The sequence below is a fragment of the Methylobacterium sp. OAE515 genome (genome assembly GCF_041806315.1).
GTDB lineage: Bacteria > Pseudomonadota > Alphaproteobacteria > Rhizobiales > Beijerinckiaceae > Methylobacterium > Methylobacterium tardum.
Genome location: NZ_JBGMUV010000001.1, coordinates 2,132,711 through 2,154,443 on the forward strand (window position 1 = coordinate 2,132,711; position 21,733 = coordinate 2,154,443).

At 70.2% G+C, this 21,733-nt stretch carries 19 protein-coding genes and 1 pseudogene; 16 read left to right on the top strand and 4 right to left on the bottom strand.

Translation table 11 applies throughout. The annotated features are described in order from the left end of the window. Nucleotides 1–226 precede the first annotated feature (226 nt). From ABIE45_RS10455 to ABIE45_RS10490, 8 genes are all read left to right on the top strand, one after another. Nucleotides 227–1,702, top strand: a complete 1,476-nt coding sequence (locus tag ABIE45_RS10455; protein WP_192706654.1) for an ATP-binding protein — start codon at nt 227–229, stop codon at nt 1,700–1,702. Further along, complete coding sequence (locus ABIE45_RS10460) at nt 1,699–2,373, top strand: response regulator transcription factor (protein ID WP_192706655.1); 675 nt, start codon at nt 1,699–1,701, stop codon at nt 2,371–2,373. The genes ABIE45_RS10455 and ABIE45_RS10460 overlap by 4 nt, the downstream gene beginning before the upstream one ends. A gap of 4 nt (nt 2,374–2,377) precedes the next feature. Next, nucleotides 2,378–3,073, top strand: coding sequence for a TenA family protein (locus ABIE45_RS10465; RefSeq protein ID WP_373622272.1), 696 nt, complete (start codon nt 2,378–2,380; stop codon nt 3,071–3,073). A gap of 52 nt (nt 3,074–3,125) precedes the next feature. After that, nucleotides 3,126–3,911, top strand: coding sequence for a DJ-1/PfpI family protein (locus tag ABIE45_RS10470; RefSeq protein ID WP_192706656.1), 786 nt, complete (start codon nt 3,126–3,128; stop codon nt 3,909–3,911). Between the two features lie 78 nt (nt 3,912–3,989). Further along, nucleotides 3,990–4,451 (top strand): TerB family tellurite resistance protein, encoded by a 462-nt coding sequence (locus tag ABIE45_RS10475; RefSeq protein ID WP_192706657.1) that lies wholly within the window; start codon nt 3,990–3,992, stop codon nt 4,449–4,451. A 16-nt stretch (nt 4,452–4,467) separates the two neighbouring features. Further along, the gene (locus tag ABIE45_RS10480) at nt 4,468–4,872 is read left to right on the top strand and encodes a CidA/LrgA family protein (RefSeq protein ID WP_192706658.1); all 405 of its coding nucleotides are present in this window, start codon (nt 4,468–4,470) and stop codon (nt 4,870–4,872) included. Nucleotides 4,873–4,875: 3 nt separating this feature from the next. After that, entirely contained in the window at nt 4,876–5,592 is a 717-nt protein-coding gene (locus ABIE45_RS10485; protein WP_192706659.1) for an LrgB family protein, read from the top strand. Between the two features lie 325 nt (nt 5,593–5,917). Continuing rightward, nucleotides 5,918–6,325: a MucR family transcriptional regulator gene (locus ABIE45_RS10490; protein ID WP_192706660.1), complete on the top strand. Its 408-nt coding sequence runs from the start codon at nt 5,918–5,920 to the stop codon at nt 6,323–6,325. Nucleotides 6,326–6,360: 35 nt separating this feature from the next. Here ABIE45_RS10490 and ABIE45_RS10495 read toward each other — a convergent pair. Both ABIE45_RS10495 and ABIE45_RS10500 read right to left on the bottom strand, forming a co-directional pair. After that, nucleotides 6,361–9,034 (bottom strand): annotated as a pseudogene (locus ABIE45_RS10495) (glucosidase). A gap of 99 nt (nt 9,035–9,133) precedes the next feature. Then, complete coding sequence (locus ABIE45_RS10500; RefSeq protein ID WP_192706662.1) at nt 9,134–9,799, bottom strand: HAD-IA family hydrolase; 666 nt, start codon at nt 9,797–9,799, stop codon at nt 9,134–9,136. A 206-nt stretch (nt 9,800–10,005) separates the two neighbouring features. On the opposite strand from ABIE45_RS10500, the gene trpA reads away from it, so the two are divergent. From trpA to ABIE45_RS10520, 4 genes are all read left to right on the top strand, one after another. Then, nucleotides 10,006–10,845 (top strand): tryptophan synthase subunit alpha, encoded by an 840-nt coding sequence (gene trpA, locus ABIE45_RS10505; RefSeq protein ID WP_192706663.1) that lies wholly within the window; start codon nt 10,006–10,008, stop codon nt 10,843–10,845. Nucleotides 10,846–10,923: 78 nt separating this feature from the next. After that, on the top strand, nt 10,924–11,820 hold the full coding sequence (gene accD / locus ABIE45_RS10510) for an acetyl-CoA carboxylase, carboxyltransferase subunit beta (protein ID WP_192706664.1): 897 nt from the start codon (nt 10,924–10,926) through the stop codon (nt 11,818–11,820). A 10-nt stretch (nt 11,821–11,830) separates the two neighbouring features. After that, complete coding sequence (locus tag ABIE45_RS10515; protein ID WP_192706665.1) at nt 11,831–13,156, top strand: folylpolyglutamate synthase/dihydrofolate synthase family protein; 1,326 nt, start codon at nt 11,831–11,833, stop codon at nt 13,154–13,156. A 234-nt stretch (nt 13,157–13,390) separates the two neighbouring features. Further along, the gene (locus ABIE45_RS10520; RefSeq protein ID WP_192706666.1) at nt 13,391–14,284 is read left to right on the top strand and encodes a porin family protein; all 894 of its coding nucleotides are present in this window, start codon (nt 13,391–13,393) and stop codon (nt 14,282–14,284) included. A gap of 114 nt (nt 14,285–14,398) precedes the next feature. On the opposite strand, the gene trxA is transcribed toward ABIE45_RS10520, so the two are convergent. Together trxA and addA are read right to left on the bottom strand one after the other, a co-directional pair. Further along, the gene (gene trxA, locus ABIE45_RS10525) at nt 14,399–14,722 is read right to left on the bottom strand and encodes a thioredoxin (protein WP_010682902.1); all 324 of its coding nucleotides are present in this window, start codon (nt 14,720–14,722) and stop codon (nt 14,399–14,401) included. A 195-nt stretch (nt 14,723–14,917) separates the two neighbouring features. Beyond that, a complete protein-coding gene (gene addA / locus ABIE45_RS10530; protein ID WP_192706667.1) occupies nt 14,918–18,409 on the bottom strand; it encodes a double-strand break repair helicase AddA in 3,492 nt (1,163 codons plus the stop codon). 210 nt (nt 18,410–18,619) lie between these two features. Here addA and minC (ABIE45_RS10535) point away from each other — a divergent pair, with 210 nt between their 5' ends. The 4 genes from minC (ABIE45_RS10535) (at nt 18,620) to minE (ending at nt 21,468) form a co-directional block, all read left to right on the top strand. Beyond that, nucleotides 18,620–19,273, top strand: coding sequence for a septum site-determining protein MinC (gene minC / locus ABIE45_RS10535; protein ID WP_373622863.1), 654 nt, complete (start codon nt 18,620–18,622; stop codon nt 19,271–19,273). A gap of 302 nt (nt 19,274–19,575) precedes the next feature. Beyond that, nucleotides 19,576–20,304 carry a septum site-determining protein MinC gene (minC, locus tag ABIE45_RS10540; protein WP_192706669.1) on the top strand — a complete coding sequence of 243 codons (729 nt, stop codon included), beginning with the start codon at nt 19,576–19,578 and terminating at the stop codon, nt 20,302–20,304. A 13-nt stretch (nt 20,305–20,317) separates the two neighbouring features. Continuing rightward, entirely contained in the window at nt 20,318–21,133 is an 816-nt protein-coding gene (gene minD / locus ABIE45_RS10545; RefSeq protein ID WP_192706670.1) for a septum site-determining protein MinD, read from the top strand. Beyond that, entirely contained in the window at nt 21,130–21,468 is a 339-nt protein-coding gene (gene minE, locus ABIE45_RS10550) for a cell division topological specificity factor MinE (protein ID WP_192706671.1), read from the top strand. Before minD ends, minE begins: the two co-directional genes overlap by 4 nt. The last annotated feature ends 265 nt before the right edge of the window (nt 21,469–21,733 follow it).

Genomic DNA, 21,733 nt, shown 5'->3' on the forward strand with positions numbered 1-21,733 from the left:
GACCGGCCAGCGTCTTCCGATTGAACGGAAGAGGTTCGTCGCTGCATCCGACAGTGGAAGCGCAATACGGCGCAAAGATGTCGGCTCGAATTGGCACGCAGCCCAGTCGTGGCTCGGCTATCCACAAGATATACACGTGCCGCTTAAGAATCCGTCATCGCCGGGATCGCACCGGTTCCGGTGCGGCGCAACCCGTCCCGAGTTCCGTTCCACGGGACGGCTCGGCATGGACTTCGGCGGCGCGGCCGCTATGCGTCACGGGGTGGATACAGGACCGAAACATCTGACGCTGGACGACGCGCCTGCGCCTTTCAAGCACCGTACCGGGCGATGGCCGTGGGCGGGCTGGTCCACGCGCGCGCGGCTCGTCGCCGTCGTGCTGCTGATCGACGCGCTGGCGGCCCTGATCTCCTGCGGCGTGATCGTGCTAAATGCTCGCACGGCCGTGCGAGTCGAGACCCGCGCGTCGCTGGCGACCGTCGAGTCCCTGGTCGCGGACACGATCCGCCTCTCGGACACCAGCAACCCCGACACGCTGCTTCAGACCCTCGACCTCCGCTTCAAGGTGCTCCGTCACGTCCGCGTCGCCGTGCGCGACGCCGACGGGGACCAAATCGGGCAGCCGACCTTGCCCCACCGGTCCGAGCGCGAGGCGCCGCGCTGGTTCGCCGACCTGATCATGCCGCCGATCGAGCGGCACACCCTGCCCATCGCGGTGAACGGCCAGCAGCTCGGCACCGCGCAGATCACCACGCAGCCGCTCGACGAGATCGACGAGATCTGGGGCTACGCCCGGGCGCTGTCGCTGACCACCCTGGCGATCAACGCCGCAATGCTGATCGCGCTCTACGTCGCCCTCGGCCGCATCCTGGCGCCGCTGCGGCGGCTCGGCGTCGGTCTGACGCAGCTGGAGCACCACGATTACACGGCGCGGCTGGAGCCCCCCGGAGCCCGCGAGCTGGCGGTGATCGCCGATCGCTTCAACAAGGTGGCGGCGGCACTGGGTGAGGTCCGCGCCGCCAACGGCCGGCTCAATCGCCAGCTGTTGACCGCGCAGGATGACGAGCGGCGGCGCACCGCCCTCGAATTGCATGATGAGTTCGGCCCCTGCCTGTTCGCCCTCGAAGCCAATGCCGCCTCGATCGCCCGGATCGCCTCCGGTCCCGCCGAGCCCAGCCGCGAGAAGCTTGCGGCCCGGGCCGACGAGATCAGCACCATCGTGGGCCAGGTCCAGACGGTGAACCGGGAACTCCTGAACCGCCTGCGGCCGCACGGGCTCGGCCAGGCGCCCCTGGCCACCTGCCTCGACCTGCTCCTGCGCGGGTTCGCCCAGCGTCATCCCGCCATCGCCTTCGTCGGCCGGTTCGACGGGCTGGCGCGAGGCTACGGCGACCTCGTGGACCTCACCGTGTTCCGCTGCGTGCAGGAGAGTGCCACCAACGCCGTGCGCCACGGGGGCGCGACGCGGGTGGAGGCCGAGGCCTGCGAGGTGGACGGGCGGGTGCAGGCCACGATCCGCGACAACGGCACCGGAATCCCGGCTGAACACGGGACCGGACTCGGTCTTTCGGGGATGCGGGAGCGCGTCGAGGCCCTCGGTGGCAGCTTCGCCCTTGACAAAGGCGGCCCCGGAGCAATCGTCCGGATCACGATCCCCGTTCCGCCGGAGCAGGGCGACGAGAACAACGCGCCGAGCGCATGAACGCCATCGCCTCCCAGATCGACGTCGCAGCAACCCGTCTGCCGGTCCTGGTGATCGACGACCACCCGATCGTGCTCCAGGGCTGTCGACGCGTGCTGGAAGATGCCGGCGTCGAGACCATAGCGGAAGCGACCACGGTGGTCGGCGGCTACCGCATCTTCCACCGGCTGCGACCGCCCGTGGTGATCTGCGATCTGACTTTCCAGGGCAGCGGCATGGCCGGCCTCGGCCTGATCCGAAGGATCCGCGCGGTGGCGCCGGAGACGCGCATCCTCGTCTTCAGCATGCACAACGATCCGGTCATCGTCGCGCGCGCCCTGGAGGCCGGCGCCCTCGGCTACGTCCTGAAGGACCATGCTTCGGCCGAGCTGTTCGAGGCCTTCGGCAAGGTGCGGATCGGCGAGGTCTATCTGGACCGCCGGCTCGCCACGGAGGTGGCGATGCTGCGCGCCGACGCCCGCCGCACCCCGGAATCCCAGCTCACGCCCCGCGAGCAGCAGATCCTGGCCCGCCTCGCCCAAGGTCGCTCCTACGGCGCCATCGCGGCCGACCTGTCGGTCAGCTACAAGACCGTCACCAACGCCTGCTCGCAGATGCGCCAGAAGCTCGGCGTGCGCACTCTCGCGGAACTGATCCACGTCGCCGTCACTCACGCGCAGCGGCAGGGTTAGAGGAATGGCCCTCGCGATGACGGGTGACGGCGGCCCGGGCTCCTTTTCCGGCCAGGCCTGGACGCGCAATGCCGCCGCCTGCGACACCATCGGGGCGATGCCGTTCAACGCGGAGCTTGCCGCCGGCACGCTGCCGCGCGCCACCTTCCAGCACTACATCGTCCAGGACGCCCATTACCTGATCGGCTTCGGCCGGGCGCTCAGCCTCGCCGCCGCGAAGGCGCCGGAACCGGACGGGATCGTGCAGTTCTCCCGGGCCGCACAGGACGCGATTGTGGTGGAGCGCGCGCTCCACGGCGGCTTCTTCCGGGATTACGGAATCGGCCCCGAGAGCTTCGCGGCGACGCCGCTGACGCCGGCCTGCGACCACTACGTGTCCTATCTTCTGGCGACGGCCTACGCGGAGCCCTTCGAGGTCGTCTGCGCCGCCCTGCTGCCCTGCTTCTGGATCTACAAGGCCGTGGGCGACGACATCTTCGCCCGCGCGGCGGCCGGGAATCCGTATCGGGCCTGGATCGACACCTATGCGGGCGAGGAATTCGCCGAAGCGGTGGCCGGAATGATCGCGGCGACGGATCGGGCGGCGCTGACGGCTTCGGCGGGCACGCGCGAGCGGATGCACCGGGCCTTCACGCAGGCGACCCGGCTCGAATGGATGTTCTGGGACAGTGCCTACCGCAACGCCGGGTGGCCGGTCTGAAGGGTCGGCGGCATCCGTGAGAGCGCCGTCGGGCCCGAGCCGGCGCGACCTGATGGCCGCCGCAGCGGCGGCTGCAGCCGCCTGGCCGGCGCTCGCCGCAGGATCCGACACGCCCGGACTGATCCCGCCGGATCGATCGGTCCGGATCGCCATGCTGCTGTTCCCCGGCATGACCGCCCTCGACCTCGTGGGGCCGCAGACGCTGCTCGCCGGGATGGCTCAGGACAGCCTCTACCTCGTCGCCGAACAGATCGGTCCGGTCGCGACCGACACCGGACTCGCTCTCGTGGCGACGCACAGCTTCGAGACCTGTCCGCAGGCGCTCGATGTCCTGTTCGTACCCGGCGGCGACGGCACGCCGGCGCAGATGCGCAATCCGACGCTGCTCGCCTTCCTGCGCGAGCGCGCCGCGCGGGCGACGTGGCTGACCAGCGTCTGCACCGGTTCGCTGATCCTCGGCGCCGCCGGGCTGCTGCGGGGTTACCGGGCCACCTCGCACTGGTGTCTGCGCGATGCGGCCCTGCCGCTCCTCGGCGCCGAGCCGATGGCCGAGCGCGTGGTGTTCGACCGGAACCGCGTCACGGGCGCGGGCGTCTCGGCCGGGCTCGACCTCGGATTGGCCCTCGCCGCGCGTCTGCGCGGTGCGGAGTACGCCCGAACCGCTCAGCTCGTCGCCGAGTATGCGCCGGTACCGCCGTTCCAGGCCGGCACGCCCGCGCAGGCTGGGCCGGCTGCCGTCGAGGCAGCCGACGCGATCCTGGCGCCGCTGGTCGCGGGAGCGACGGAAGCGGCGCGATCACTTGCGCCCGGCCTCAGCGATGCAGCTCTGCCACGCTGAGCGGCGACGTGCGGGCGCGTCCTTGACGGAGGCAGCCGCCCATCCGAACTGTGCCGTGCAAGATCCGCCGGAGCCGACATGTCCTTGATCGCACGCCTGCGCGCCTACGCGACCGAGGCCCTCGGCGTCGGCAGCCACGAAACCGTCGACGACACGCATCTGGCTGCCACGGCGCTTCTCGTTCACGTGGCCCGAGTCGACGGGATCCTGGCCCCGTCCGAGAGCGAGCGCCTGTCCCGCCTCGTGCAGGGTCATTATGCGGACGGCCCGGACGCGGCGCGCGCGCTCATCGAGCGGGCCGCCGCCATCGACTCCGAGACGCGCGACGTCGCGAGCCTCGTGGAGATGATCCCCCACGAGGCCGACAGGACCGAGCGGCAGGAGCTGCTGACCATGGCTTGGTCGGTCGCGGCCGCAGACGGCCATGTCGACGAATTCGAGGAGGCGCTGGTCGAGCGCCTCGGCCGCCTGCTCGGCTTCGACGACGGCGCCATCGCGGCCGCGCGGCGCAGCGGTCAGCACAGCGTCGGAATCGCCTGACGCCCCGGGGACGGCGATGATCGCGAGCTTGGCGCTGATCCTGCTCGCCCAGCTCCTGGGTGAGATCCTCGCCCGCGGCGCCGGGGTGCCGATCCCGGGCCCGGTCATCGGCATGGGGCTGATGTTCGCGTTCCTGCTTGTGCGCGACAATGCCCGATTCGGCTTGCCCCGCTATCTCCCGAAGCCGCTCACCGACGGAACGCTCGAATCCGCGGCGCGCGGCCTGCTGATGAACCTGTCGCTCATGTTCGTCCCGGCGGGCGTCGGTGTCGTCGGCCGCCTGGACCTGCTGCGGGCGCAGGGCCTCAAGCTCGCCATCGTGCTGGTCGTCTCGACCGCGCTGTCGCTCCTAGTCACCGTCCTGGTCTTCCGCGCCGTGGCGGCCCTGGTGGAACGGCGCGGGTCCGACCGGGAGCCCTGACGCGTGAGCGGCGACTTCTCCCTCTGGGTCTATCTCGCCAAGACGCCGCTGCTGTGGCTGACGGTGACCCTGACGGCCTACGTCCTGGCGGACCGGATCGCCGCGGCCACCGGCCGGCATCCGATCGCCAATCCGGTGCTCATCACCGTGGCGTTGGTCGGCGGGGTTCTGGCGGTGACCGGAACACCCTATCCCGCCTATTTCGAGGGCGCGCAGTTCGTGCACTTCCTGCTCGGACCCGCCACCGTGGTGCTGGCCATGCCGCTCTACGAGCGGCGGGCCACCGTGACGCGCGCGCTGGTGCCCATGCTCACGGCCCTGGCCGCGGGCTCGGCCACGACCTTGGCCGTCGTGATCGGCTTGGCGCGGTTGCTCGACATCCCGCAGCCGGTTCTCGTGTCGCTCGCGCCGAAATCGGTGACCTCGGGTGTCGCCATGGGCATCGCCGAGGCGCTCGGCGGCGACCCGACGCTGACCGCCATCCTGGTGATCCTCACGGGCATCATCGGCGCGATCCTCGTGACGCCGATGATGAACTTGCTGCGGATCCACGACATGCAGGCCCGGGGCTTCGCAGCCGGGCTCGCGGCGCACGGCATCGGCACGGCGCGCGCCTTCCAGGTCAGCGAGGTGGCCGGCACCTTCGCGGGCATCGCCATGGGGCTCAACGCGTTCGTGACGGCGATCCTGGCGCCGCTGGCGCTGCACCTGCTGTTCTGAGCTCTTAACCCGCTGACTTGAAGTCAACGCGGGTCTGGCGCTCTGCGCCAGTTGAATCGCAGCCTGCCTTCCACGGCTTCGGTCGCGTCGTCCGCACCAATCGGCGTGATGTCCGGCGGCAGTTCCCGAGGCCTCATCGCATCCTCGCCGATGCAGCCGCGTCAGCGGACCGGATTTTTCAACTCGAGGTGGTATTTATGGTGCGACAAATGCGCGCCATAGTTGTACTATGTTGCTCATGGCGCATAATAGCCCACGGTAGAGCTAATGCCAAAAAGATGGGCAAGCGCCGGATCGGCCATAAAGAAAAACCGAGGAGACGACCATGCGCACCGCCTCGCCGAGTGTTGAACTCGCAGCGAAGATCTTGAGCGCGTATGTAACGCGCAACAGCGTGCCCGCGGATCTTCTGCCCGAGCTGCTCTTGCAGGTTCACCGCTCGATCGCGGCGCTAGACCAACCCGCGAAGACGTCGATCGATCGACCGACCGACGCGCAGATCCGCGCCTCGATCCGCCCCGACTCGCTGATCAGCTTCGAAGACGGGAAGCCCTACAAGGCCTTGCGCCGCCACCTGACCATTCGCGGTCTGACCCCCGAGGCCTACCGGGCGAAATGGGGCCTGCCCGTCGACTATCCGCTGGTCTCGGCCGCCTACAGCGCCCGCCGGTCGAACATCTCGCGTCAGATCGGAATCGACCAGCGGCTGCGGGTCAGACAGGCGGCGGAGTAGCGCCGCACCGTCCGGCTGCGGACCGGCGGGGCGCGTTACGGCCAATCCGACGCTGACGCCTCGACGGCCGCCGTCGCGATGTCCTGGATCAGCAAGGCCACGAGCCCGGACCATCCGGTCTGGTGCGCGGCGCCGACGCCGCGTCCGGTGTCGCCGTCGTAGTATTCGTAGAAGAGGACGTGGTCGCGGAAGTTCGGGTCGTCCTGCTCGATGCGGCTGTCTCCGTAGACCGGCCGCTTCCCGTCGGATCCGCGGGTCGAGAGGCCGATCAGGCGCTGAGACAGATGCCGGGCGATCTCGCGCAGCGAGGAGGTCCGCCCCGAACCGGTCGGCGCCTCCACCCGGAAATCCGGTCCGTAATAGTCGTGGAAGCGGTTGAGGCCTGCGATCAGCAGGTAGTTCACCGGCATCCAGACCGGGCCGCGCCAATTCGAATTGCCGCCGAACAAGCGTGACCGGGACTCAGCGGGCTCATAGGCGAGGCCGAGGTCGCGGCCGTCCCACGCGAAGCAGAACGGCTGGTCCGCGTAGGCCCGGGATACGGCGCGCAGGCCGTGATCCGACAGGAACTCGCCCGGATCGAGGGCTCGGTGCAGCAGGGCCTTCAGCCGGTGGCCGCGCAGCAGGGAGAGCAGCGCGGTCTGACCCTGGCCGGGCTCGTTCCACCGCGAGACCAGGGTCGCGAGATCCGGTCGGTTCTTGAGGAAGAACGCCATCCGTGCGCGCAGCGACGGCAGCTTCTCGAGGTCGCACGCGTTTATCGTCGCCACGGCGAAGATCGGAATCAGGCCGACCATGGTCCGCACCCGGATCGGCAGCCGCTGGCCGTCCCAGGTCTCGATCACGTCGTAGAAGAAGCCGTCCGCTTCGTCCCACACGCCCGCGCCGGTGGCGCCCGCGATCAGGAGGAAATGCTCGAAGAACTTCTCCGCCATGTCCTCGAAGGTGGGATCCTGCAGAGCCAGCTCGATGGCGATGCGCATCAGGTTGAGGGCGTAGGTCGCCATCCAGGCCGTCGCGTCGGACTGGGTGAGGGTCGCTCCGTCGCCCACCGGCTTCGAGCGGTCGAAGATCCCGATATTGTCGAGCCCGAGGAAACCGCCCTGGAACAGGTTGCGGTCGTCCGCATCCTTCCGGTTCACCCACCAGGTGAAGTTCAGGGTGAGCTTGTTGAAGATCCGCTTGAGGAAGGCGTGGTCGGGCACGCCGGTGAGCGCGCGGTCCAGCTCGAACACCTGCCAGGCCGCCAGGGCATGAACCGGCGGGTTGGCGTCGCCGAACCCCCACTCGTAGGCCGGAAGCGCCGCGTTCGGATGCGCGTAAGCCTCGTCGACGAGGAGCAGCAGCTGGTTCTTGGCGAAATCGGGATCGATCAGCGCGAACACGATCGCCTGAAGGGCGAGGTCCCAGGAGGCGAACCAGGGATACTCCCAGGCGTCCGGCATCGAGATGATGTCGTTGGCGCGGAGGTGCGCCCAATCGCTGTTGCGCCCGTGCCGGCGCTCGGGCGCGGGGGCGGGTTGGGCCGGATCGCCCGCGAGCCACTCGCGCACGTCGTAGTGATAGAGCTGCTTCGACCAGAGCATGCCGGCCAGCGCCTGCCGCTGGACGAGACGCATCTCGGGATCCGCGATCGGCGCCTGGAGCGCCGCGTAGAACGCGTCCGCGTCGTCCTCGCGCGCGGCGAAGACCGCATCGAAATCCGCGAAGGGCTCCCCCGCTACGGTCTCGGCGCGCAGCCGCAAGCGCAGGATCCGCGTCTCGCCGGGCTCGAGATGCAGGTCGTAGCGGGCGGCGCACTTGGTGCCCGACAGCCCGTTGGCCGCGCCACGGTCGCCGCCGACCACGTGGCGGTCGATCCCGTCCTTGTAGAAGCCCGCGGCCGGGCCGCTGCCGAACAGCCGATGGGTGTTGGTCTCGTTCTCGGTGAACAGCAGCTCGGCCGCGCCCTGCGCGAAGAACCGCATCGGCGGGCATCGCGGCATGACGGGCCCAGACCGAGCCGTCGGACCCGGCCATCAGCTCCGGCTTGGCAACGTCCGGTTTCCAAGACCAGATATTGCGGGCCCAGAGCTGCGGCAGGAGCGTTAGGTCGGCGGCATCAGGACCGCGGTTCGTCGCGGTGACGCGCATCAGGATGTCGTCGGGTGCGGCCTTGGCGTAGGCGATCTCGACGTCGAAGTAGCGGCCTTCGTCGAACAGACCGGTGTCGAGCAGCTCGTATTCCGGGTCGTCGAGGCCCCGCCTCGCATTCTCCGCGACCAGCTGTCCGTAAGGGAAGGCGGCCTGCGGGTACTTGTAGAGCATCCGCATGAAGGCATGGGTCGGGAGGCCGTCGAGGTAGTAGTAGAGCTCCTTCACGTCCTCGCCGTGATTGCCCTCCTGGTTGGTGAGACCGAACAGGCGTTCCTTCAGGATTGGGTCGCGCCCGTTCCAGAGCGCGAGCGACAGGCACCAGTTGAGATGGCGGTCGCCGAAGCCGCCGATCCCGTCCTCGCCCCAGCGGTAGGCCCGGGAGCGGGCATGGTCGTGGGGCAGGTAGTCCCAGGCGTCCCCGCCCGCGCTGTAATCCTCGCGGACCGTGCCCCATTGCCGGTCGCTGAGATACGGACCCCACTGGCGCCAGGCCGGGTCGGTGCGAGCCTCGACGAGACGACGGCCCTCGGCTGTCTCGAAGAGGTTGCGCGGCACGCCGTTGGGCTTGGTCATCGGCCTGCTGCTCCTGGACCCGATCCTCGCAGGCCCGATAGTGCCGCGCTGTGCCCGCGTGAAGTCAATGCCCGACCTGTGGCGGCGAGGCCGATCCGCTCAGCCGCGCGCGATCACGCGGATCCCGTCCGCGGTAGCTTCGACCGAGAGCCCGCGGTAATTTGGGATCGCGGCGTGTCCCGCGCTCACCGGCCTGTGATGGGTGGCGGTGACGACCAGCACGGTCGCGCCGGCGGCCTCGGCCGCCTGGATGCCGGCCGGTGCATCCTCGAAGACCAGGCATTCCGATGCCGCGACGCCCAGCCGCTCCGCCGCCATCAGGAAGCAGTCCGGCGCGGGCTTGCCGTGACGAACATCCTCGGCGGCCACCATGAGGGCGGGCAGCGGCATCCCGGCCGCCGCGAGGCGCCGGGTCGCCAGCGCCCGGGGCGCCGAGGTGACGATCGCCCAGCGCTCCGGCGGCAGCGCCTCTAGGAAGGCTCGCGCCCCGGCAATCTCCGCGATGTCGCCGACATCCTCCATCTCGGCCCGCGTGATCGCGGCAGCTTCGGCCTCCGGGTCGACACCGGGCAGGTTGAGGCGCCGGATCGTCTCCACCGACTGCACTCCGTGGATGGTCGGCAGGAACGACGCCACGTCGAGACCGTGCGCCTCGGCCCAGCGCGACCAGACCCGCTCCGCCGAGGCGATCGAGCTGATGATCGTGCCGTCCATGTCGAACAGCATCGCGGAGAAGGGGCGCGTCGGAAGCGAGGTCTCGGACATGCGACCAGCTACGCAGCTGCAGCGGGCGCGACAATCGCCCGCCGCGCATGGCCGCGTCGCACGCGTCGGAACGCCCGCGGGCGTGACGGCTGTCGGCATCGAAGCGCAGCCGCAAGAGCCGCCCGCTTCACGGGCCGGCGCCTTTGGTGTAGCGCGGGTGCAACCCCGGGCCGTTCTCGCCCCGCAACCGCGAACACCGCCAGACCATGCCGAGCCGCATCGACGCCACCTTCGCCCGCGCCCGCGCGGAGAACCGGTCCGTCCTCGTCACCTACGTGATGTCGGGCGACCCCGATCCCGAGACCTCCCTGGAGGTTCTGAGGGCGCTCCCCGGCGCCGGCGCCGACATCCTGGAATTCGGCCTGCCGTTCACCGACCCGATGGCGGACGGTCCTGCGATCCAGGCGGCGGGCCTGCGGGCGCTGAAGGCCAAGCAGACCGTTTCCGGCACGCTGGACCTCGTCCGCCGCTTCCGCGCGGAGAACGACAGCACACCGATCGTGCTGATGGGCTACTACAATCCGATCCACACCTACGGGGTCGACCGGTTCCTGGAGGATGCGGTCGCGGCCGGCGTGGATGGCCTGATCGTGGTCGACCTGCCGCCGGAAGAGGATGCCGAGCTGTGCCTGCCGGCGCTGGCCAAGGGCCTGGCCTTCATCCGGCTGGCCACGCCGACCACGGACGAGCGTCGCCTGCCCGCGGTGCTCGCGAACACCGCGGGCTTCGTCTACTACGTGTCGATCACCGGCGTGACCGGTACGGCGACGCCCGATTTCGGCAAGGTCTCCGAGGCGGTCGCCCGGATCCGCCGCCACACCGACCTGCCCGTGGTGGTCGGCTTCGGCGTGAAGACCGGCGCCCATGCGGCCGCGATCGCCAAGGGGGCCGACGGCGTCGTCGTCGGCTCGGCGCTGGTCGACGCCCTGGTCCGCTCCCTCGACAGTGAGGGCCGGCCACAGGCCGGGAGCGTGCCGGCCGTCGTGGACCTCGTGCGCGAGCTGGCCGAGGGGGTGCGGTCCGCCGGTGTTGAGCGGGCGGCCTGAGCGGGCCTCCTGAACCCTGGCGGTGGGGCGCGCCCATCCTGATATCTGCGCGAGCTTGAAGCGGACGGACGCAACGCAATGGTCGAACCGATGAACTGGATCTCGGAGGTTGTGCGCCCCCGGATCAAGACTCTGTTCAAGCGCGAGACGCCGGAGAACCTCTGGGTGAAGTGTCCGGATACCGGGCAGATGGTCTTCCACAAGGAGGTCGAGGCCAATCACTGGGTCATTCCGGGCTCCGAGCATCACCTCAAGATGGCTGCCCAGGCGCGCCTGAAGATGATGTTCGACGAGGGCACCTGGATTGACGTCGCGCTTCCCGAGGTCGCCCCCGATCCGCTGAAGTTCCGCGACGAGAAGCGCTACGCCGACCGGCTCAAGGAGGCGCGCGCCAAGACCGGGCTGCAGGACGCGTTCAAGATCGGCTTCGGCCGGGTCGGCGGCCTGCCGATGGTTCTGGCCGCGCAGGAATTCGGCTTCATGGCGGGGTCCCTCGGCATGGCGGCCGGTGAGGCCTTCGTACGCGGCGCCGAGACGGCGCTGGAGAAGCGTACCCCCTACGTGCTGTTCGCGGCCTCGGGCGGTGCCCGCATGCAGGAGGGCATCCTGTCGCTGATGCAGATGCCTCGGACAACGGTGGCGGTGCGCCGGCTCAATGCCGCGCGCCTGCCCTACATCGTGGTCCTCACCAACCCGACCACCGGCGGCGTCACCGCCTCCTACGCGATGCTCGGCGACGTGCACCTCGCCGAGCCGGGTGCCCTGATCTGCTTCGCCGGCCCGCGGGTGATCGAGCAGACCATCCGGGAGAAACTGCCCGACGGTTTCCAGCGGGCGGAATATCTGCGGGAGCACGGCATGGTCGACCAAGTGGTGCATCGCCACCAACTCAAGGAGACGATCACGCGCCTTTGCGGCTTATTGACCAACGTCGCCCAAGCCGGTGCGCCGGTCACGGCCTCCGAGGCGGCGTAAGTCCCGCGCGATGGCCTCGTCCGACGCCCTGATGGCGCGTTTCCTCGCGCTGCACCCCCGAACCATCGACCTGTCGCTGGGGCGGATCGAGCGGCTGCTCGGGCGGCTCAACCATCCGGAACGGCGCCTGCCGCCGGTGATCCATGTCGCCGGGACCAACGGCAAGGGCTCGACCATCGCGTTCATGCGGTCGATCCTAGAGGCGGGCGGTCTGGCCGCGCATGTCTACACCTCGCCGCATCTCGTGCGCTTCCACGAACGGATCCGGATCGGCGGGATCGGCGGCGGCCATTTCGTGGACGAGGACCGGCTGGCCGACGCCTTCTCGCGCTGCGAGACCGCCAATGACGGCGAGCCGATCACCATGTTCGAGATCACCACGGCCGCGGCGCTGCTGCTGTTCTCGGAGAGCCCCGCCGACGTGCTGCTGCTGGAAGTCGGTCTCGGCGGACGGCTCGATGCCACCAATGTGATCGAGCGGCCGGCCTGCGCGGTCGTCACCCCCATCGGCCGCGACCACGCCGAATACCTCGGCGACACCGTCGAGTCGGTGGCGACCGAAAAGGCCGGGATCTTCAAGCGCGGCTGTCCGGCTGTGATCGCCGCCCAGGACTATGCCGAGGCCGACGCCGTGCTCTGCCGGCGGGCCGAGGCCGTGGGCGCCGGACCGATCCTGGTGGGCAACCAGGATTTCTCGGTCCACGAGGAGCGCGGCCGCATGGTCTATCAGGATGAGACGGACCTGTTCGACCTGCCGCGTCCCCGGCTCGCCGGCCGCCACCAGCTGGTCAATGCCGGCACCGCGATCACGGCTTTGCGCGCGGCCGGTTTCGGCGACATCGGAATCACCGCGCTGGAGAAGGGCCTGACCGAGGTCGAGTGGCCGGGCCGGCTGCAACGGCTCGGCCGCGGTCGCCTCGCCGCGCAGCTCGATCCCGGCGCCGAGCTGTGGCTCGACGGCGGCCACAACATCGATGGCGGCCGGATCCTGGCCGCCGCGATGGCAGATCTGGGCGAGCGGAGCGACGTGCCGCTGGTGCTGATCGTGGGCCTTCTCGGCACGAAGGACGCCGACGGCTTCCTACGCAACTTCGTCGGTCTCGCGCGCGCGCTCGTCGCTGTGCCGATCACCGGTACGATGGCGGCACGTCCCGCGGACGAGGTGGCGCAGATCGGCGCGAGCGTCGGCCTTTCGACCTACGCGGCGCCGAGCATCGAGGCTGCTCTCGCTCTCGTGAAGGACATCGCCTTCGAGCAGCCGCCGCGGATCCTGATCTGCGGCTCGCTGTACTTGGCCGGCTTAGTCCTTGCGGCCAACGACACGCCGCCGGTCTGAGTGCTCGCAAGTCCGGAGCGGTTCGGAGCTGCCGCGGCAGCTCCAGGGCTTGGCTCTGGACATCTCGCGAACTTTGGTTTCCGAGTTCCAAACGTCGTCGATTCGCCGCAATCAACGCGGCGAAAGCCGCTCCACGGCCACGCTTTCCCCCGGCTGTGGCAGCTAAGCTACATCCCCGAAAGCCACGATCGCTTATTTTCACTCTCGATCGGGCTAATGCTGGGGATCACAGTAATGAAGAAGCTTGTTACCTCTCTTGCGGCGTTTACGGCGCTCACCGCCGCCGCTTCGGCCGCCGACCTGCCGCGTCGCGCTCCGCCGCCGGTGTTCACCCCCGTTCCGGTGTTCACCTGGACCGGCGCCTACTTCGGTATCAACGCCGGCTACGCCTTCGACGCCAGCAGCAACTCGACCCGCGGCTTCGTCCAGACGCCTGGCAACCCGGTCGCTCTGGTGCCGGGCGGTCTCGTCCCCTACCAGGCGCTTCTGCCGAACGGCTCGTCGCTGGTCTACGACAACAACAGCCGCGAAGGTTTCTCGGGTGGTGGCCAGATCGGCTACAACTGGCAGCTGAGCCCGGGCAACGGCGCCGTGATCGGCTTCGAGGCCGACGCGCAGTACCTCGACTTCGGCCGTCGCGCCCGCTTCGCCACCAACGCCGGCGCGATCAACCCGGGCTTCATCCCGGTCAACGGCACGCTCAACACCATCGACTTCTTCGGCACCGTCCGCGGCCGTCTCGGTTACGCCTTCGACCGGACCCTCGTGTACGCCACCGGCGGTTTCGCCTACGCCACCGGCACGGATGACGGCGCGCGCGTCGGCTTCCAGAACTTCGCCGGTCGCCGGAACGACTTCAAGACCGGCTGGACCGTCGGTGGCGGTATCGAATACGCCCTGCCGACCGATTCCTTCCTGAACTTCTTCCGCTCCTCGGCCGTCACGCTGAAGGTGGAAGGCCTGTACGTGAACCTCGACAGCAACAACCGCGCCCAGTTCCCGCTGGTCGGCGCCGCGATCTCCCCGGTCGGCCTCGTGCCGGTGTACTCGCTGGCCACTGCCCGTCGCGACGAGAACGCCTTCGCTGTCGTCCGCGCCGGCCTGAACTACAAGTTCGGCTCGTACTGAGACCGGACGTTGAGTCCCGGGCAGAAGCCCGGGACTTCATAAGAACAGGGTCTTGAAACCGAGAAAGCCCGGCCTTGCGGCCGGGCTTTCCTTTTTGCCGTCCTCGCGGATCGTTCAGGCGGTCTGCGCGCCGATCCAGCGGGACAGGTCGCCCTTCGGGGCGGCGCCGACCTTCTGGTCAACCCGCTCGCCGTTCTTGAACAGCAGCAGGGTCGGGATCGAGCGGATGCCGTACTGGGCGGCGATCTGCGGATTCTCGTCGACGTTGACCTTGGCGATCTTCACCTTGCCCTGAAGATCGGTCGCGATCTCCTCGAGCGCCGGGCCGATCTGACGGCACGGGCCGCACCACTCCGCCCAGAAATCCACCACGACGGGCTCGGCGGACTTGAGAACGTCCTGCTCGAAGCTCGCGTCGGTTACTTTCACCGTCGCCATAACGTCACCTTTCGGAAGTCGCCGCCGGTCGGGCAGCGTCGAACGGGCAGGGGCCCGCGCGGTCCGACCAGAATTGGCGACGGGTGACTGCGCGGTCAAGAAGTCCGGTCGCTCCCGCGGGAGCGGGCTCCCGTCTCCCGTTGCCGGGTGTGCGCTGGCGCATGTCGGCACCGGCGGAGCGCGGGGGACGCGTCCTCAGGTCACGATCCCGGCATGCGCGAGGGCCGCAGCGACGTCGGTGGCATCGAGGGGGCGGATCACCGGGCCGGAGGTCCAGATCAGCATGGGGCGAATCGTTCGGCCGGGATAGATCTGGCCGAGGAGCCGGGCATACAGGGCGATCTGGCCCGCTTCGGCCGGCGGCAGCGGCGCGTCCTCGTCCGGCGGGCGCCCAGTCTTGAAGTCGGCGATGCGCACCGCGTCGGCCGTGACCGAGATCCGGTCGACCCGTCCCTGGACCGAGCGCTCGCCCTGCTCCGTTCGCACCCGCCCCGACAGGCTGACCTCTGCGCGTGCTTCGGGCGCGAAGAGCGGCGCGAGGTCCGGGTCATCGATGAGTCGCAGCACCGACCGGACGATGCCGTAGACGGCGGGGCGCGGTAATCCAGGCGCCCGCGACCGTACGAAGGCGAGCCCGGCGGCCTCCCGGCGTGCCGGCTCGACCCGGGGCAGATGCTGCAGGAGCGCGTGGATCAGGATGCCGCGCCGCCGGGCCTGCGCATCCGCCAGGCGTGGCGGCGGCACGCGAGTGCCGTCCGCGGCCTGGAGCGCGCCCGACGGGCTGAGCGTCGGTACCTCCGGCTCCGGCGGCACGGGGCTGCGCAGCCAGGACGGATCCCGGTCCGGAGCGGCGGCTTGCGGCGGCCTATCGGGTTCGCGGGCCGTCTCCATCCCGTCGTGCCACACGGTCGCGGAACCATAGGACAGCTCGATCGACCGGCCGACGCCGAAGGCGTTCTCCAGCCCGGCATGGATCATCCGGCACCATGCCGTCTCGCTCTCGCGTTCGTGGCCGCGGAAGGGGGCGACGATCAACCGGTCGGCGGCGCGGGTCATGGCCACGTACAGCAGGCGGTTGTGTTCCTGCCGGGCACGGGCGAGCAGGGCCGCGCGCGCCTCTCCGGCGGCCGCGCAATCCTGCGTCTTCCCCCCGGACCAGACCGGCGGCAGGACGGCCCCTTCCATCGCCAGCGGCAGCAGCGGCGGATCGTTGCGTCCCAGAGGCTCGCAGCCGTCGAGGATCACGACCACCGGCGCCTCGAGACCCTTGGCCCCGTGCACGGTCATCACGCGGACCTCGTCCCGACCCGATTCGAGATCACGCTTGACCGTATGCCCGGCCTCGGCACCGACATAGCGCGCCAGGAAGCCGCCGAGTGAGGGCGCATCCTCTCCGGATTCGGCCTGGGCCGCGGCGGCGAGGAACACGTCGATGGCGTCGCCGGCCTCGCCGCCGAGGCGGGCCACGAGTTTCGCGCGGCCACCCTGCGGGCCGAGAAGCCGGGCGTAGAAGCCGAACGGGCCGTGAAGGCCGGCGAGCCGGATCCAGTCGGCAAGCGCCGTGCGCCCGCGGATCGCCGCCGCGTCGCCGGCCTCGGCGTGCCGGTGCAGGGCGTCCTCCAGGGTCTCGGACAGGTCGCGGCGGGCGGCGATCCGCACCAGATCGTCGTCGGTGAGGCCGACGAGCGGCGTCTTCAGCGCCGTGGCGAGGGTCAGGTCGTCGGCGGGAAGCAAGCCGGCCCGTCCGGCCGCGACGAGGTCGGCCACCGCGATATGGGCCGAGACCTCCAGCCGGTCCTGCCCGGCGACGGGGACTGCGAGCCCCTTCAGGGCCCGGATCACCTCCTCGAAGGCGGGTCCGCGCTTGCGCACCAGGATCAGGACGTCGCCGGGACGCCAGATCCGGCCGGTGGCGTCGCCGCGCGTGGTCCAGGTTCGCACCGCCTGCGCCACGCGACGGGCCGTCACGATGGCAGGGGCGCTGATCTCGGGCGCGTCCAGCGGCGCCGTCCAGGCCTCGGGCTCGGCCGCCGGCTCGGGCTCGGCGATCGGCCACAGCTCGACCGCGCCCGGCGCCCCGGGCCGGGCGCTGGCATGGACGGTCTTGCGCACCGTGTCGTCGAAGGACAGGCCCTCATTGTGCGCGTCGAGGGCGAACACCGCATCGACCGCCTGCAGGACCAGGCTCGTGGAGCGGAACGACAGCGTGAGCGGGACGTCCTCGAAGGTCAGGCCGGCCGAACGCGATTCGGCGATCCAGGCCGCCCGGGTAAGGGCGAATTCCCGCGGCTCCGCGCCCTGGAAGCCGTAGATCGACTGCTTGGGATCGCCCACCGCGAAGCGCGTGCGGGTCCCGGTCCGGGCGCCCTCGCCGGCGGCGAATTCCTGCGTGATCGCCCGCAGGATCGCCCATTGCTCCGGGTTGGTGTCCTGCGCCTCGTCGACGAGCACATGGTCGATGCCCCGGTCGAGCTTGTACAGCACCCAGCCCGCGCCGACGCGGTCGAGCAGATCCAGCGCCTTGTGGATCAGATCATCGAAGTCGAGGGCGCCGAGCCGGGCCTTCTGGGCTTCGACCCGCCGATGGATCTCGGCCGCGAGCTGGAACAGCGCCTGCGTGCGGGCATGGGCGCGGGCGGCGCGCAGGCGGTCGAACAGCGGCACCAGCCGCTCCCGCTCGGCGATCAGGGCCTCCTTCACGGCGGTCGGGACGCTCTTGGTCCCGAGGCTGCTGTCGGCCTTGGGCTCGTCCTTCTGGGTGAAGAACACGCCGCGATAGAGCGCGAGCGCCTCGCTCCGGTCGGGAAGCGCCTCGGAGCGCACCCGCTCGGCCTCCGCGGCGGCGAGCGCGTCCGCGAGCTTCTCGTCGTTGGCCTTGCCAGTGCGGAGCGCCGCGACCAGCGCGCCGCGCTCGTCCGGCGCACAGCCGGGGCCTCCGTCCAGGATCGCCGCCTCGATCCGCTCGGCGGTCTCCTCCGCGGCGAGCCCGAGCGCGCCGTGGAGGCGCGCAAAGGCGTCGTCCAGCCCGGCCCGGTCACCGATCAGGCCGCGGGCCCGCATCGCGGAGCGGATCGCCGCCCGGAGGGTGTCGCCCGTCGCCTCTGGCGTCACGCGGGCGAGGGCCGCGCTCAGCGGCGTGTCGCCGTTCGAGACCGCGTCGGCCAGGACGTTGGCCATCTCGATCTCGAACAGCTCGCGCGCCTTGGTGTCGTCGAGCACCACGAAGCGGGCCGGGACGTTGGCCTCGAACGGGAACATGTGCAGCAGCCGCTCGCAGAGGGCGTGCAGCGTCTCGATCTTCAGGCCGCCCGGCGTCTCCACGGCCCGGGCGAACAGGCGCCGCGCCATGCGCAGCCGATCCGGCCCGGCGCGCTCGCCGGTCAGATCCGCGAGTTCGGCGGCGAGGGCCGCGTCATCCAGCGTCACCCAGCGCCCGAGAAGGCGGAAGACGCGGATCGCCATGTTGGCGGCGGCGGCCTTGGTGAAGGTCAGACACAGGATGCGTCCGGGCGGCGCGCCGTCGAGCAGCAGCCGCACCACCCGGTCGGTCAGCACCTTGGTCTTGCCCGCCCCGGCATTGGCCGACACCCAGGCCGAGGCGCGCGGGTCGGCCGCCCGGCGCTGGTTCGCCTGCGTCAGGTCATCGACGACGAAGGGTCTGAGGGCTTGCGTGGTGGCGCTGCTCAAGGGTCCGTCCGGCTCGGCTGCCGCCTCTCTCTACAACAGAAACGGCCTCGCGCACCCGCCAATGCGTCACACCAGGCGATGCGGGATTGCCCCCGGCGCCGCGCCGCCGCATGGATGCGGACGACCCTCGCAGCGACACCGAACACGCCCGTGACCCAGCCGACATCCGAGCCGGCGCGCCCGCCGATCCGCTTCCGCGGCCGCTCCTTCATGGCCACCGTTCTGGCGCCGGTGCCGCCGGTGTCCGAGTGGTTCGGCGACCTGGACGCCCTGAACCGGCGCGCACCGAACTTCTTCGCCGGCCGGCCGGTGATCCTCGACCTCGGGGGCTTGCGGCTCGGCCGTGAGGATCTCGACGGGCTGTTGGCCGAACTCGCCGCCCGCAACATCGCGATCCTCGGCATCGAGGGCGCGGCGCCGTCGCTCCTCGGATCCGGAACGCCGCCGGCCTTGTCGGGCGGTCGTCCCGCGGGCGAGATCGACACGCCCGGTGAGGCCGCGCCGGCCGAGACGCCGGCGAAGGAGGTCGCGCGCTCTCTGATCCTCGACGCACCGGTGCGGTCGGGCCAGACCGTGCTGCATCTGGAAGGCGATGTGACCGTGCTGGGGGCCGTCGCCTCGGGTGCCGAGGTGATCGCCGGCGGCTCGATCCACGTCTACGGGGCGCTGCGCGGACGGGCCATTGCCGGCGCCGCGGGTGATCCCACGGCGCGGATCTGGTGTCGCCGCTTCGAGCCGGAGCTCGTGGCGATCGACGGCCTCTACCGGGCCGCCGACGACCTCGACCCGGCTTTCCGCGGACAGGCCGTCGAGGTCCGGCTCCTCGAGGATGCGATCAAGCTCAATCTGTTCGAGCGGGGTTGATGGGCTTTTCGCGAGAGCGGTTCGTTCGGCCTCTCGAAACCCGTGCCGTCCTTGCGCGCGCAGCGAAGCGATCCAATCGGCGCTCCAATCTCAGGGGTGACGCCGCCCCGGGTCGCTTCGCTGCGCTCGCGATGACGAGAGCGCTCGACCCCGTTTGCGACGGTCGCGGCCGAACCGTGAAAGTGTCCTCTTCCGCACCGATACAAGGATCCCGGCAGAATTTGCCGACCGGATCAGAAACTTAACCCTTCGGTAACCATACCCGCCGTCAATGGTCCGGTAAGGACTCTTAACGGGCGGACATGAGCGAGACCCTCCCCGAGCCGATCGATCCGGAGACCGCCCAGGCGGCTTCTCCCTCCGCGCCCCGGCCGCTCAGCCTGCGCGGACGGGCCTTCAAGGCCCTGGCCCTCTCCCCCGAGCCGCCGCTTCCCGAGTGGCTCGCGGGCCTCGACGCGGCGCTCAAGCGCTCGCCGACCCTGCTGAAAGGCCGGGCCGTCATCCTGGACTGCGCCCAGCTCAAGCCCGAGCCGGACGCGCTCGAAACGTTAATGGCCGAGCTCAAGGCCCGTGGCATCGCGGTCCTCGGGATCGAGGGCGCCGACGCGGTCGCGGCGGGCCTGCCGCCGCTGCTGGTCAAGGGCCACCCGTCCGAGACGATCGAGATCCCGAGCGTCCCGGCCGAGCCGGAGCCGCAGGTGGTCACCTCGATCACCGTCGAGGGCTCGGTCCGCTCCGGTCAGAGCGTTATCAACCCGACCGGCGACGTGACCGTGATGGGTTCGGTCTCCTCGGGGGCCGAGATCCTGGCCGGCGGCTCCATCCACGTCTACGGCGCCCTGCGCGGACGCGCGATCGCCGGAGCCGCGCGCAACCCGCGCGCACGAATCTACTGCCGCAAGTTCGAACCCGAGTTGCTGGGGATCGACCGCCTCGTGCGGACGGCGGAGGACATGGGGACGGCCCTGCGCGGCAAGGCCGCCCAGGTCTGGCTCGATAACGGCAACATCCGAATGGCAAGCCTGGATTAAGGGAGATCGACGCGTGGCAAAGGTTCTCGTCGTCACATCGGGCAAGGGCGGCGTCGGCAAGACGACGACGACCGCGGCCCTCGGAGCAGCCCTGGCACAGGGCGGACAGAGCGTGTGCGTCGTCGATTTCGACGTCGGCCTGCGCAACCTCGACCTGATCATGGGTGCGGAGCGCCGGGTCGTCTATGACCTGATCAACGTGGTCAACGGCGACGCCAAGCTGCCGCAGGCGCTGATCAAGGACAAGCGGGTCGAGACCCTGCACCTGCTGCCGGCCTCTCAGACCCGCGACAAGGACGCGCTCACCGACGCCGGCGTCGCCCGGGTGATGGAAGAGCTGCGCGACAAGTTCGACTGGGTCATCTGCGACTCGCCCGCCGGCATCGAGCGCGGCGCCCAGCTCGCCATGCACCACGCCGACGTGGCGGTGGTCGTGACCAACCCCGAGGTCTCCTCGGTGCGCGACTCCGACCGGATCATCGGCCTCCTCGACTCCAAGACCGCTAAGGCCGAGAAGGGCGAGGACATCGAGAAGCACCTGATCCTCACCCGCTACGACCCAGGCCGGGCCGACCGCGGCGACATGCTCAAGACCGAGGACGTGCTCGACATCCTGTCGATCCCGCTGCTCGCCATCATCCCGGAGAGCCAGGAGGTGCTGCGCGCCTCGAACCTCGGCTGCCCGGTCACCCTCAACAACCCGCTCTGCGCCCCGGCCCGCGCCTACGCCGACGCGGCCCGGCGCCTGAAGGGCGAGGAGGTGCCGATGAGCCTGCCGGTCGAGCGCAAGTCCTTCCTCGACAAGCTGTTCATGCGGAGGGCGGCATGAGCATCCTCGGGATCTTCCAGAAGCGCAATTCCGGCACGGTCGCCCGCGACCGCCTGCAGCTGATCCTCGCCCACGAGCGGGCCGAGTCGGGTCGCCCCGACCTCGTGCTCCAGCTCCGGGAGGAGATCCTGGCGGTGATCGCCAACCACGTCGCGGTCGAACCCGACAAGGTGAAGGTGACGCTGGAGCGCGGCGAGGGCGTCTCGACGCTGGGCCTCGACATCGAGCTGCCGCTCGGTGCCGCGGGCAAGCTCGACGCGAAGCTCGCGGCCAAGCTCGCCGAGGTGGCCGCCAACAAGGGCGGCGGTAAGCTGGCGTCCAAGAAGGCCGCTTGAGCCGGGCCGGGATCGCTCCCGCCGGCATGGATCGACACAAGCCGCGTCCGGGCAGCCGGGCGCGGCTTTCCGCTTGCCAGTCCGTCTGGGGAGCTTTGGGTCGGCGGATGGAGACTGAGCCGCTTCTCGATCCGGCGTCGCGACTCCACGCCCTGTCATTCCGGGGCCGCGTAGCGGAGCCCGGAAACCAGAGCCGCCAGCGCGCCAAGATCTTGCACCGACGGCGGTTCTGGATTCCGGGCTCGCCTGCGGCGACCCGGAAAGA

What these genes read in the sequence shown, in the direction of transcription:
- ABIE45_RS10480 (WP_192706658.1), top strand. Translation starts at nt 4,468, where the DNA reads ATGATCGCGAGCTTGGCGCTGATCCTGCTCGCCCAGCTCCTGGGTGAG.
- ABIE45_RS10460 (WP_192706655.1), top strand. Translation starts at nt 1,699, where the DNA reads ATGAACGCCATCGCCTCCCAGATCGACGTCGCAGCAACCCGTCTGCCG.
- ABIE45_RS10515 (WP_192706665.1), top strand. Translation starts at nt 11,831, where the DNA reads ATGGCCTCGTCCGACGCCCTGATGGCGCGTTTCCTCGCGCTGCACCCC.
- minC (WP_373622863.1), top strand. Translation starts at nt 18,620, where the DNA reads ATGGCCACCGTTCTGGCGCCGGTGCCGCCGGTGTCCGAGTGGTTCGGC.
- trpA (WP_192706663.1), top strand. Translation starts at nt 10,006, where the DNA reads ATGCCGAGCCGCATCGACGCCACCTTCGCCCGCGCCCGCGCGGAGAAC.
- trxA (WP_010682902.1), bottom strand. Translation starts at nt 14,722, where the DNA reads ATGGCGACGGTGAAAGTAACCGACGCGAGCTTCGAGCAGGACGTTCTC.
- minC (WP_192706669.1), top strand. Translation starts at nt 19,576, where the DNA reads ATGAGCGAGACCCTCCCCGAGCCGATCGATCCGGAGACCGCCCAGGCG.
- ABIE45_RS10470 (WP_192706656.1), top strand. Translation starts at nt 3,126, where the DNA reads ATGGCCGCCGCAGCGGCGGCTGCAGCCGCCTGGCCGGCGCTCGCCGCA.
- ABIE45_RS10500 (WP_192706662.1), bottom strand. Translation starts at nt 9,799, where the DNA reads ATGTCCGAGACCTCGCTTCCGACGCGCCCCTTCTCCGCGATGCTGTTC.
- ABIE45_RS10475 (WP_192706657.1), top strand. Translation starts at nt 3,990, where the DNA reads ATGTCCTTGATCGCACGCCTGCGCGCCTACGCGACCGAGGCCCTCGGC.
- accD (WP_192706664.1), top strand. Translation starts at nt 10,924, where the DNA reads ATGGTCGAACCGATGAACTGGATCTCGGAGGTTGTGCGCCCCCGGATC.
- ABIE45_RS10490 (WP_192706660.1), top strand. Translation starts at nt 5,918, where the DNA reads ATGCGCACCGCCTCGCCGAGTGTTGAACTCGCAGCGAAGATCTTGAGC.
- ABIE45_RS10455 (WP_192706654.1), top strand. Translation starts at nt 227, where the DNA reads ATGGACTTCGGCGGCGCGGCCGCTATGCGTCACGGGGTGGATACAGGA.
- ABIE45_RS10465 (WP_373622272.1), top strand. Translation starts at nt 2,378, where the DNA reads ATGGCCCTCGCGATGACGGGTGACGGCGGCCCGGGCTCCTTTTCCGGC.
- minE (WP_192706671.1), top strand. Translation starts at nt 21,130, where the DNA reads ATGAGCATCCTCGGGATCTTCCAGAAGCGCAATTCCGGCACGGTCGCC.
- ABIE45_RS10520 (WP_192706666.1), top strand. Translation starts at nt 13,391, where the DNA reads ATGAAGAAGCTTGTTACCTCTCTTGCGGCGTTTACGGCGCTCACCGCC.